The sequence below is a fragment of the Phenylobacterium sp. genome (assembly GCF_036502675.1).
In the GTDB taxonomy this organism is placed as follows: Bacteria; Pseudomonadota; Alphaproteobacteria; order Caulobacterales; family Caulobacteraceae; genus Phenylobacterium.
On the sequence record NZ_DASXYF010000101.1, the window covers coordinates 1 to 10243 of the forward strand.

The 10243-nt window shown below is 71.4% G+C and carries 16 protein-coding genes; all 16 read left to right on the top strand.

All coding sequences use genetic code 11. The annotated features are described in order from the left end of the window. Positions 1-174 precede the first annotated feature (174 nt). Complete coding sequence (locus tag VGL30_RS12795) at positions 175-369, top strand: DUF1653 domain-containing protein (protein ID WP_331540383.1); 195 nt, start codon at positions 175-177, stop codon at positions 367-369. Beyond that, on the top strand, positions 366-575 hold the full coding sequence (locus VGL30_RS12800; protein WP_331540384.1) for a hypothetical protein: 210 nt from the start codon (positions 366-368) through the stop codon (positions 573-575). The genes VGL30_RS12795 and VGL30_RS12800 overlap by 4 nt, the downstream gene beginning before the upstream one ends. Beyond that, entirely contained in the window at positions 575-787 is a 213-nt protein-coding gene (locus tag VGL30_RS12805; RefSeq protein ID WP_331540385.1) for a hypothetical protein, read from the top strand. The genes VGL30_RS12800 and VGL30_RS12805 overlap by 1 nt, the downstream gene beginning before the upstream one ends. Continuing rightward, positions 784-1152, top strand: coding sequence for a hypothetical protein (locus VGL30_RS12810; protein ID WP_331540386.1), 369 nt, complete (start codon positions 784-786; stop codon positions 1150-1152). The genes VGL30_RS12805 and VGL30_RS12810 overlap by 4 nt, the downstream gene beginning before the upstream one ends. Positions 1153-1249: 97 nt before the next feature. Further along, entirely contained in the window at positions 1250-1903 is a 654-nt protein-coding gene (locus tag VGL30_RS12815) for a hypothetical protein (protein WP_331540387.1), read from the top strand. Next, positions 1900-2346 carry a D-Ala-D-Ala carboxypeptidase family metallohydrolase gene (locus VGL30_RS12820; protein ID WP_331540388.1) on the top strand — a complete coding sequence of 149 codons (447 nt, stop codon included), beginning with the start codon at positions 1900-1902 and terminating at the stop codon, positions 2344-2346. Before VGL30_RS12815 ends, VGL30_RS12820 begins: the two co-directional genes overlap by 4 nt. 17 nt (positions 2347-2363) lie before the next feature. Next, positions 2364-2531 (top strand): hypothetical protein, encoded by a 168-nt coding sequence (locus tag VGL30_RS12825; protein WP_331540389.1) that lies wholly within the window; start codon positions 2364-2366, stop codon positions 2529-2531. 11 nt (positions 2532-2542) lie between these two features. Then, positions 2543-3049 carry a hypothetical protein gene (locus tag VGL30_RS12830; protein ID WP_331540390.1) on the top strand — a complete coding sequence of 169 codons (507 nt, stop codon included), beginning with the start codon at positions 2543-2545 and terminating at the stop codon, positions 3047-3049. After that, positions 3046-3276, top strand: coding sequence for a TraR/DksA C4-type zinc finger protein (locus tag VGL30_RS12835; protein ID WP_331540391.1), 231 nt, complete (start codon positions 3046-3048; stop codon positions 3274-3276). Before VGL30_RS12830 ends, VGL30_RS12835 begins: the two co-directional genes overlap by 4 nt. A 2-nt stretch (positions 3277-3278) precedes the next feature. After that, on the top strand, positions 3279-3662 hold the full coding sequence (locus tag VGL30_RS12840; RefSeq protein WP_331540392.1) for a hypothetical protein: 384 nt from the start codon (positions 3279-3281) through the stop codon (positions 3660-3662). Then, positions 3659-3970 (top strand): hypothetical protein, encoded by a 312-nt coding sequence (locus VGL30_RS12845; protein ID WP_331540393.1) that lies wholly within the window; start codon positions 3659-3661, stop codon positions 3968-3970. Before VGL30_RS12840 ends, VGL30_RS12845 begins: the two co-directional genes overlap by 4 nt. A gap of 2 nt (positions 3971-3972) precedes the next feature. Continuing rightward, a complete protein-coding gene (locus VGL30_RS12850) occupies positions 3973-4518 on the top strand; it encodes a phage protein Gp27 family protein (protein WP_331540394.1) in 546 nt (181 codons plus the stop codon). After that, the gene (locus VGL30_RS12855) at positions 4518-6008 is read left to right on the top strand and encodes a terminase large subunit domain-containing protein (RefSeq protein ID WP_331540395.1); all 1491 of its coding nucleotides are present in this window, start codon (positions 4518-4520) and stop codon (positions 6006-6008) included. The genes VGL30_RS12850 and VGL30_RS12855 overlap by 1 nt, the downstream gene beginning before the upstream one ends. Before the next feature lie 34 nt (positions 6009-6042). Then, on the top strand, positions 6043-7647 hold the full coding sequence (locus tag VGL30_RS12860; protein ID WP_422662189.1) for a phage portal protein family protein: 1605 nt from the start codon (positions 6043-6045) through the stop codon (positions 7645-7647). A 1-nt stretch (position 7648) separates the two neighbouring features. Continuing rightward, the gene (locus VGL30_RS12865; RefSeq protein WP_331540397.1) at positions 7649-9016 is read left to right on the top strand and encodes a phage minor head protein; all 1368 of its coding nucleotides are present in this window, start codon (positions 7649-7651) and stop codon (positions 9014-9016) included. A 322-nt stretch (positions 9017-9338) separates the two neighbouring features. Further along, a partial coding sequence (locus VGL30_RS12870) for a phage protease (RefSeq protein WP_331540398.1) occupies positions 9339-10243 on the top strand: 905 nt, incomplete at its 3' end.

The following is a 10243-nucleotide window of genomic DNA, read 5'->3' on the forward strand; positions in this document are numbered from 1 at the left end:
GGCGATCGACGCGGCCTACCCGTTCGGGCCTCGCCGGTACTGGCCCTACAAGGCCTGGTGCAAGGCGCGCAGGAAGTACCTGGAGCGCTACGGCCTCAAGCCGCTGCACCCGCCGGCGCCCGGCCTGTTCGACGGGTGGGCGCGCGACCCGGCCACCGGCCGGCCGGTGATCCCGTGAACCTCTACCGCCACCTCAAGACCGGCCGGATCTACGCGGTGCTGCACGCCCATGCCGAGCTGGAGAGCGACCGCTCGGTGGTGGTGATCTACCAGGGCGTTGACGAGGAGACGATCTGGGTCCGGCCGGCCAGCGAATTCCACGACGGGCGCTTTGCGAAGCTGCGGCCGTCTGACCTGGCGTTCCCATGAACGCTCATCACCGCCTGATGACCCTGCGCGCGCTCTGCGAACAGCGCGAGGCCCTGTTCCGGGAATTGAAGGCGCCCGGTCTCTACCTGGACGGTTGGCAGACCGGCGTCGCCGACGCCTATGCCGAGGTGATGCATCTGATCGACGGCTGCGCCTCCGAGAGCCTGGACGCCCCGCTGCTGCGCCCGGTCCCGACGAACGAATGATGTCGGACCTCTTCACATGGCGCGAGGAAGCCGACGCCGCGAAGCGGGTCGCCCAGGCCGAAGAAGCCCGGGCCGCCGCCGAGCGCGCGCGCCGGTATGCGCCGCATGGAGAGGTCCGCGCCCGCCAGGCCCGGCTGGAGGCGGCCACCCGCGCCGCCCTGGCGGCCGAGGTCGAGCTGGCCCGGATCCAGGCGGCGGGGCGGCCGGAATGAGGTCCTGGCCGGGGATACTCGCCACCGTGGCCCAGCACGCCGGCGACGCGGCGACGCAGCGCCTGGTGGAGCGCCGCGGGGGGACGAAGATGAAGCTCTCGGCGTCGGTGCGCGGCCCCCTGGCGAAGCTGGTGGGCGTCGAGCCCGCCAGGGCGATCGTGGCGGACCTGGGGTTCGGCCCGTACATCATTCCGATGGGGTCCGTCCGGGGCCCGGCCGGACGCCGCGCCGCGGCCGCGAAGCTGATGGCGGGCGGCGCCAACGCCCAGGAGGCGGCGCTGGCCTGCGACATCCATGAGCGCACGGCGCGCCGCGTCCGGACGAACCTGAAACGCTCGCCAGGCCCGCTGTTCGGCGACGACTAGGGGCGGGCGATTGTCCGCCCCGCGGGCCCTGACAACCTTCGCCATGCTGGCCACGACAAGTCGCCCGGCGCAAGGCCGGGTTTAGTGGGCCAATTCAGTGAACACCGCCGACCCGCCCAGCGTTCCCGTGTGCGCCATCACCGCCGAGCGCCTCCGGCTGGTGTCGCCGGGCCTGTCGGGCCCCGGGGCGGAGGTCCATGCCTTGGCCCTGGAGGCCGCGCGGCCGGCGGGCGAGCTGAGCACGCCGGCGCGGGTGCGCCACTTCATCGCCCAATGCGCCCATGACACCGAGGGGTTCCTGCGCCTGAGCGACAAGCTCGTTCCGGTGAGCCCCTGGACGCTGGAGGCGCGCTTTCCCGCGGTGAAGGGCCGCCACCACGCCCGGGCCCTGTTGCAGGCCGGCGAGGCGGCGATCGCCAACCTGGTCTACGCCGGCAAGGGCGGGAACGGGCCGGTTATGTCCGGCGACGGCTGGACCTATCGGCCGCGTGGCTACCTGCGGGCGTTCGGCCGGGCGGGCTACCGGGCGTTCGGCGCGGTGACCGGCCTGCCGCTGGAGGAGGCCCCGGACTGGCTCGGCGACCCCAGCGCGGCCGCCATCGCCGCGGCCGCCTACTGGCTGGCCATGGGCGTCAACGCCTATGCCGACGCCGACGACGCCCCCGGCGTCTGCCGGCAGTTGAAGGCGGTCCCGGCCACCGGCGACGATCGCCGCGCCTGGCTGGGCCTGGCCCGGGCGGCGTGGCCATGAGCGGCACCTGGCTGTCCGAGCATTTCTCCCTCGAGGAGTTGCTGTCGTCACAGACCGCGGCCCGTCAGGGCCTCGACAACACCCCCTCTCTCCAGATTCTCAACTGCCTGCGGGTGACGGCGGCGCAGATGGAGCGCGTCCGCGCGCTGCTGGGCGGCGAGCCGATCACGGTCTCCAGCGGCTACCGCAGCCGGGCCGTCAACGCGGCGGTCGGCGGCTCCGCGACCAGCGCTCACATGCTCGGCTGGGCGGTGGACTTTAACTGCTTCCGTTTCGGGTCGCCGCTGCAGATCTGCCGCGCGATCGCCCGCTCCCCGCTGCACTTCGACCAGCTGATCGAAGAGGGCACCTGGGTGCACCTGAGCTTCGACCCCCGTCTTCGCCGCGAGATCAAGACCAAGGCCGGCGACGGCTTCACCAATGGCCTGCGGGCCGCAGCCTGACCCCCGAAAGGACCTCCATGTTCAAGGGCTACAAGACCTACATCGTCGCCGGCCTCGCCGTCGTGTCCGCCGTCGCCGCCTACCTGGTGGGCGACGCCAGCCTGGTGGACACCGCGCAGATCGTGGTGACCGCCGTCCTCGGCGCCACGATCCGGCACGGGGTCACCACCGCGGCCGGCAAGTAGGCCGGGCCGCCTTGGCCAACGCCACCATCCTCGCCCTGGCCTTCACCGCCGCCGCCGCCGCTGTGTTCGGCGGCGGCGGCGTCGTCGGCTGGCAGCTGCGCGCCGCCCACGCCGACCAGGCGCAGGCGGCGGACGGCCAGATCGTCCTGCGCGGCGTCCAGGCGGCCGAGGCGATCGACCACCAGGTCGGCGGCCGGCACGAAATTCAGGCCGAGGCCATCCGGGCGTCCGGCCGATCCTTGCAGAGGGCTGTCTCGACCTATGTCCCACCTGAAGCCGTGGCTCGCTGCAGCGTGCCTTCTGGCGCTGTGCGCCTGCTCAACGATGCGGCCCAGGGGCTGCCCGCCAGCGCGGCTCCCGCCGGCCAACCTGATGGCGCGGCCTCCGGCGTTGGAATTGACACCCTTGCCGGCCGCACCGCCGAAAACCTCACCACCTGCGTCGGGATCCGCCAGACGCTGATCGACCTGCAGGACTGGAACACCGCGCAGTTCCAGCTGGCGGCGAGCTACCGATGACCGACGTGGTGGATTTCGCCCAGGTGGTCGAGGAGGCCGACCGCGAGCGGGCGCTGGCGCAGGTGCAGGGCGCCGCCGCCGAGCTGGCCGTGCGGGCGTGGCCGCTGTGCCTGGACTGCGCCGATCCGATCGACGAAGCGCGGCTGCACGCCGTCCCGGGGGCGGGGCGTTGCATCCATTGCCAGGAGGCGCGGGAGAGGCGCTTCCGACAGTATCCAGGGGGCTGAGCGTGTCCGAGTTCATGAAGTATTGGCCGATCATCGGGTTCATCGCCCAGATCGTGTTCGGCATGCTCAGCGTCTGGCTCTGCTGGTCGCTGCGGCAGTTCGCGAAGGGCGAGGTGGAGAAGATCGTCAATGCCGTGGTGGTCAAGCTGCAGGCCAAGGATGATCTGCACAGCCTGACCCTGGCGGAACACGACGGCAGGCTCGATAAGCTGGACGGCCAGGTCGACGAGATCCGCAAGGACATTCTCGACCTGCCCACCAAGGCCGACATCGCCACCTTGACCGGAGAGATTCGCACCGTAGGCGCCGGCGTCACCGCCGCCCAGAACGGCATCGAGCGGATCGAAGGCTTCTTCCTGGCCCGCGGCGTGGAGCGGCTGTCGTGAGGGGGTTCGCCGAGCACCTCGCCGCCGATCGGCGGCTCGTCATCCTGCGTCTTCTGGTCGAGGCGCACGGCGAGTTGGGGGAAAGCTCGATCGAGAAGGGCCTGCTGATGTACGGCCACCGAGCGGGCGTGGACCGTGAAACCGTGCGGGCCGACCTTGTGTTCCTGGCTGAACCCGAGCGCGGGTGCCTGGTCACCGAGATCGCCGACGGCAAGGTGATGATCGCCGCGATCACCAAGCGCGGCGTGGCCTGCGCCGAGGGGCGGATCTACGTTGAGGGCGTCGCGGCTCCCGCGTTGGGCCGCTGATCATGGCCCGCAACATCCCTTCCAGCATCGATCGGCTGCCGGCGGAGATCCGGGACCAGATCGCGGGCCTGCGGCGCGATGGCCGGACGCTCGACGAGATCCTCGACCATCTGCGCCAGCTCGACGCCGAGGTCTCTCGCTCGGCGCTGGGGCGGCACGTAAAGAGCCTGGCCGAAATCGGCGAGAGCATGCGCCGGGCCGAAACCATGGCCCGGTTTGTCGTTGATCGGTTCGGCGAGGACACCGACGAGCGCGTCGGCCGCGCCAACATGCGCCTGCTGCAGGGCGCGCTCCTGGAGATCATCACCGAGGAGCGGGTCGACGAGGAAACCGGCGCGCCGATCACCTTGTCGGCCGGCGAAGCCAAGTCGATCTCCCTGGCGCTGCAGCGCCTGGTGAGCGCCCAGAGGGTCGACGCCGATCGCCAATTGAAACTGCGTGACGCCTTTCGCAAGGAGGCGTCCCAGAAGCTCGACGGCGCCGCACGCGCCGGCCAGATCGATCCGGAGGCCGTCGAGCGGGCCAAGGCGATCCTGGGCTTCGGCTGATGTCATCGTCCCTCGACGGCCTCGGGCCGCTGATCCACTTTCACCCGTACCAAAAGCGATGGCTGGCGGACCGGTCGCGCTTCAAGATCGGGATGTTCTCCCGGCAGACCGGCAAGACCTTCACCAACTGCGCCGAGCTGGTGGAGAGCTGCATCGACGCCGAGCTGGCCGGCCGCCGCACCAGGTGGCTGATCCTCTCCCGCGGCGAGCGCCAGGCGAAGGAGGCCATGGAGACGGCGGTCAAGCCGTTCACCGCCGCCTTTTGGGAGCTGTACCGCGGCGTGCTCCGCGGCAAGGCGCCTGAGGTCACCGAGGACGAATTCAGGGGCACCGACGCCGCCTATCGGATGTTCGAGGTGGAGTTTCCCGGCGGGTCGCGGATCAGCGCCTTGCCGGCCAACCCGGACACCGCCCGGGGCTTCTCGGCCAACGTGCTGCTGGACGAGTTCGGCTTCCATGCGGACTCGAAGAAGATCTGGGGCGCGCTGTTCCCGGTGATCTCGCGCACCGGCCTGGTGCTGCGGGTGGTCTCCACGCCGAACGGCAAGTCCAACAAGTTCTACGACCTGATGACCGAGGAGCCGACCACCTGGTCGCGCCACGTGGTCGACATCCACCAGGCCGTCGCCGAGGGGCTGGACCGGGATATCGACGCCCTGCGCGCCGGTATCGGCGACGCGGACCTCTGGGCCCAGGAGTACGAGCTGAAGTGGCTCGACGAAGCCAGCGCCTGGTTGGACTACGACCTGATCCACGCCTGCGAGGGCCCTTTCGGCTACTCGGAAAACGTCGAGTACGTCGGCCTCGGCGCACACCCCGAGCGGCAGGTGCTGCGCGCGGTCGGCCGTCCGCCGCAACCGACCAACAACCGCGTCTACGTCGGCATGGATATCGCCCGGCGGAAGGACCTCACCTGCATCTGGGTCTCCGAGATGATCGGGGACGTGCTCTATCCCCGCGAGGTAATCACCATGCGCCGCGCCCCCTTTTGGGCGCAGCACGCCGAGTTGGAGCGGATCATCCGCAGGGACAACCCCGTGCGGGTGTCGGCCGACCAGACCGGCATGGGCGAGGCGTTCGTGGAGGAAGCCCAGCGTCGGCACGGCGTCTCGCGGGTCGAGGGCGTGCTCTTCACGCCGGCCGCCCGCTTCACCATGGCCAGCCTGTTGAAGGAGCGCATGGAGGACCGCCGCTTCCGCGTGCCGGAAGGCGATCGGGAATTGCGCGACGACCTGCATTCGATCACCAAGGCGGTCACCGCCACCGGCTCGGTCCGCCTGGTCCACGACGGCCAGAGCGACGGCCACGGCGACCGGTTCTGGGCGGCTGGGCTGTGCTGCAACGCGGCCAGCGATCCCTACCAGCCCTACGACTACCACTCGGTCCGCAGCCGCGAGTCGATGGGCATGAGCCCGCTGGCCCAGCGGCGCATGGAGAACGAGCGCGGGGACGAGGACCTGGTCCACGGCTTCAGGGGCATGAGGTTCTGAAATGGCCGCGCTTGTAGATCACCTCGGCCGGCCGATGCCGTCCAAGAAAATCCTCTCCGAGGAGGTGGCTCGCCCCGGCCTGACCGGCGTGCGGCAGGCCTGGTCCACCGAGACCGCGGTGCGCGGCCTGACGCCTGACCGCCTGGCCGCCATCATGCGCCAGGCCGACCAGGGCGACATGGACGCCTTCCTGACCCTGGCCGAGGAGATGGAGGAGCGCGACCCGCACTACGGCTCGGTGCTGCAGACGCGCAAGCTGGCGGTGGTCGGCCTGGAGCGCCAGCTGGTCTGGGCGCCCGGCAAGGAGAAGGATCCGCTGGCCGAAGAGATCCATGAGGCCTGCGGCCAGCTGGTCGCCGACGACTGCCTGGACGAGCTGCTGCTGCACCTGCTCGACGCCATCGCCAAGGGCTACGCCGCGCCGGAGATCATCTGGGACACCTCGGGCAATCAGTGGTCGCCGGAGCGCTACGAATGGCGCGATCCCCGGTGGTTCAGGTTCGACCGGGAGACCGGGCGCGAATTGCGGCTCAAGGAGATGGGCGAGATCGATGGCGTGCCGCTGCCGCCCTACAAGTTCGCCGTCCACTTGGCCGGCCGCAAGTCGGGGCTCGCCGCCCGCGCCGGCCTGGCGCGCCTGGTGGCCTTCTCCTTCGTCTGCAAGCTCTACGGCCTGAAGGACTGGATGGCCTACGCCGAGATCTTCGGCATCCCCATGCGGCTCGGGAAGTACGACGCCGCCGCCCAGCCCGAGGACATCGAAGTCCTCAAGCGGGCGGTGTTCAACCTGGGCGCCGACGCCGCTGCGGTGATCCCGGCGGCGATGACCATCGAGTTTCCCACTGCCGGCGGCGCTGCGGCCGAGGCGCTGTTCGAGAACCTGGTGAAGTTCCTGGACGCCCAGGTCTCCAAGGCCGTGCTCGGCCAGACGATGACCACCGACGACGGCGCTTCCCGCGCCCAGGCCCAGGTCCATGACGGGGTCCGCACCGACCTGGTAAAGGCCGACGCGACGGCGATCGGCGCGACCGTCACCCGCGACGTCCTCACCCCCTTCGTCCGGTTCAACTGGGGTCCCCAGGCGCCCGTGCCGCGGCTGACCCTGGTGGTCGAAGAGCCGGAGGACATGGATGCGCTCGGCCAGGCGCTCGAGCGCCTGGTGCCGCTCGGCCTGAAGGTCGCGCAGACCGAGGTCCGCAAGAAGCTGAAGCTCTCCGAGCCGGACGCTGGCGCGGACCTTCTCACGCCGCCCACGTCGGCGCCGGCCGCGCCGCCGCCGCCCGGGGCGGCGCCTGTGCCGGCCGATCCCAACCCCGGCCCCGGCGATGTCGCACGCGCCCGCGGGCAGCTGCGTGCGGCGCTCGCCCGCTCCTTCGGCCTCGGCGATCGCCACCCCGCCGCCGATCGCGCTCTCGACGAGCTGCAGTCGATCGAGCTCGACGGCTGGTCGCAGACCTTCGGGCCCGAGGCCGCCGCCGTGATCCAGGTGGTGAAGGCCGGCGGCTCCTTCGACGAGATCCTGGTGGGCCTCACCCGCCTGGCGGCCGACCTGTCGGCCCCGGCCGCCGCCCGGTCGCTGGTCCGTGCGATGTTCGAGGCCGCGGCGATCGCCGTGGACCAGGTGCGGCCGGAGGCCTGACGTGGCCGACCAGGCGCGCTTCAACCTCGCCCCGGGCCCGGACCCTAAGGCCGTCGCCTTCCTGGAGGGCAAGGGGCTCAAGCGCTCCTGGCGCTGGCCGTCGATGTGGCAGACCGAGCATGCCTTCGGCTTCACCCTGGCCGGCGTGCACCGCCTCGACGTGCTGGCGGCCGCGAAGGACCTGGTGACCGGCGCGGTGCGCGACGGCACGACGCTGGAGACCTTTCGAGACGGCTTCGAAGAGCGCTTGAAGGCCCTGGGGTTCGCCGGCCCGCAGACGGTCACCGAGTTCCAGGAGGGGCCGCGGGACGTGAACCTGTCGGCCGGCTGGCGAACCAAGGTGATCTACGACACCAACGTCCGCCAAGCCTACGCGTCGGCCGAGTGGCAGGCGATCGAAGACACCGTCGCCGACTTCCCGGCGCTGCAGTACCACCACACCGAGCAGGCCCACCCTCGCAAGGACCACCTGGCCTTCGACGGGATCTGCCTGCCGGTCACCCACCCGTTCTGGAAGACCCACTTCCCGCCCAACGGCTGGTACTGCAAATGCTGGGTCTCGCAGATCTCGGTGGGCGAGCTGGCGCGCGGGGAGTTCAAGCTCACTACCGACGAGGAGCTGCGCCGCCGCGGCTACGATCCCGACCCCGCCCACTGGCCGATCTGGAAACACGAGGCGACCGGACGTGAGGAGCGGGTTCCACCCGGCGTGACTCCGGGGTTCGCCTTCAACGCCGGCATGGACCGCCGCGCCAACCTGGGCGAGCTGCTGGCGCGGCGCGTCGCGGCCCTGGATCCCGACATGGCCCGCGCCGCGGCCGCCGACCTGCCCAACCTGCCGGTGTTCGCCGACCTGGTGGCCGACGCCGTCGCCCTCGGCCAGGCGCGGGCGACGGCGAAGGCCGCGGCGGTGGCGCAGGCCCTGGCCGCGGGATCCGCCCGGGTCGACGCCACCCATGCGGGCGAGGCCGCGGCCGACCGGGTGGGCGGCTACCCCGCCGAGGCCTGGCCGGTGGCCGTCGTGCCGCCGGCGATGCGCGCCGAGGCCTCCGAGGCGGTGGTGGTGGTCAACGCCTCAGGCGTCGGTCACTCGGCCGACCAGCATCCGACGACGCCGGCCGACTGGACCCGCGTGCAACGGATGCTCGAGCAGGGCGAGGTGTGGCGCTCCGGATCCGGCGACCTGCTGCTGATCGCCCCGTTCAGGACCGCGGCCGGCGAGCAGACCTGGACCGCGACCCTGAAGCCGGTGGGCGGCGCCTGGCGGATCCGCACCCTCTACCCGACCTCGCCGCGCCGGCGGGCGCGCCTGATCGCCGGCCGCACGCAGCTGCAGGCCGGGGCCGGTCCGATCGACTTTGCGAGGTGAGCGTGGCGGCTGGGGGTACGCGACCTTCCCCAATGTCCCTTGCGGGCCAGCTGCACGATTGACTCGGCCGCCACCCCCAGAACATAGGGCCGAACGGCCTGTAGGGCCAACACCTCGGAATTCCGGGCCGCTGAGGCCCCTCGCCGGCACGCCCGTCCGATCCGACGCGGAACCGGCCCGCGGGGCTGCAACCCCGTTTGAAGGCGTGTGAAGGGGCCGTCCGGCGCCAAGGTTCAGGTGCGTTTGGGAGTGGTCCGCCGCCGGGAGGGGGCGGACAGTTGTCCGCCGCGAAAGCTCCGCCGCGTGCCCCGATGATGCCGCCATGCTTCACAGCAAGGCAACAGACAACCGGGCGCCGGGGCGCCAGTCCACCGAAACGCTGGTGGTCGAGGGTGGTCTTCGCCTTGCCCTGGCAAACGCGGGCGCCGGCGACCAGGTTGCGTTCTGGGACGGCCTTGAGGTCGCCCTGGCCCGCAACGGCGAGGCGCTCGCCGCCCCCGAGTGGATGCAGGTCTTCCCGGCCGGCCCGACGCTGAAGACCCGCGACAACCGCACCTATCAGCTCCCGGACCCGCAGGTCCTGGTCGACGCCTTCGCCCGCAACAACGCCGACCTCCCCGTCGATCTGAACCACGCCAGCGAGATCAAGGGCCCGAAGGGCGAGGACGCCCCGGCCCAGGGCTGGGTCAAGGCGATCGAGAAGCGGCCGGACGGGACCACCTGGTGCCGGGTCGACTGGACCGCCGAGGGCGCCGCCCAGGTGACCTCGAAGCGCTACCGCTACGTTTCCCCGGCCTTCCTGTACACCGCGGCCGGCCAGATCCTTCGGGTGACCTCGGTCGCCCTGGTCACCCAGCCGGCCCTCGACATGCCCGCCCTGGCGCGCGTCGAGCCCGGCCCCACTCAGGAACCTGAAATGTCCTCAACGCTACTGGCGACGCTGGTCGCCGCCCTAGGTCTCGACAAGGCCACCACCGAACCGGACCTGATCACCCACATCACCGGCCAGGTGGCCCTGGCCCGCGAGGCCCGCGACCCCACCAAGCTGGCGCCGGTCGCGGACCTGACGGCGGCCCTGGCGCGCGCCACCACCGCCGAGACCGCGCTGGCCACCATCCAGACCGCGACGAAGGAGGCCGCCGTCGCCGCCGCCGTCGATGCGGCGATGGCCGAGGGCAAGGTGCTTCCGGCCTCCCGCGACCACTGGCTCGCCGTCGCCCGCGCCAA

Excerpts from the sequence above, each read along its gene's own strand:
- VGL30_RS12800 (WP_331540384.1), top strand. The coding sequence starts at position 366 with ATGAACGCTCATCACCGCCTGATGACCCTGCGCGCGCTCTGCGAACAG.
- VGL30_RS12805 (WP_331540385.1), top strand. The coding sequence starts at position 575 with ATGTCGGACCTCTTCACATGGCGCGAGGAAGCCGACGCCGCGAAGCGG.
- VGL30_RS12810 (WP_331540386.1), top strand. The coding sequence starts at position 784 with ATGAGGTCCTGGCCGGGGATACTCGCCACCGTGGCCCAGCACGCCGGC.
- VGL30_RS12820 (WP_331540388.1), top strand. The coding sequence starts at position 1,900 with ATGAGCGGCACCTGGCTGTCCGAGCATTTCTCCCTCGAGGAGTTGCTG.
- VGL30_RS12825 (WP_331540389.1), top strand. The coding sequence starts at position 2,364 with ATGTTCAAGGGCTACAAGACCTACATCGTCGCCGGCCTCGCCGTCGTG.
- VGL30_RS12835 (WP_331540391.1), top strand. The coding sequence starts at position 3,046 with ATGACCGACGTGGTGGATTTCGCCCAGGTGGTCGAGGAGGCCGACCGC.
- VGL30_RS12850 (WP_331540394.1), top strand. The coding sequence starts at position 3,973 with ATGGCCCGCAACATCCCTTCCAGCATCGATCGGCTGCCGGCGGAGATC.
- VGL30_RS12855 (WP_331540395.1), top strand. The coding sequence starts at position 4,518 with ATGTCATCGTCCCTCGACGGCCTCGGGCCGCTGATCCACTTTCACCCG.
- VGL30_RS12860 (WP_422662189.1), top strand. The coding sequence starts at position 6,043 with ATGCCGTCCAAGAAAATCCTCTCCGAGGAGGTGGCTCGCCCCGGCCTG.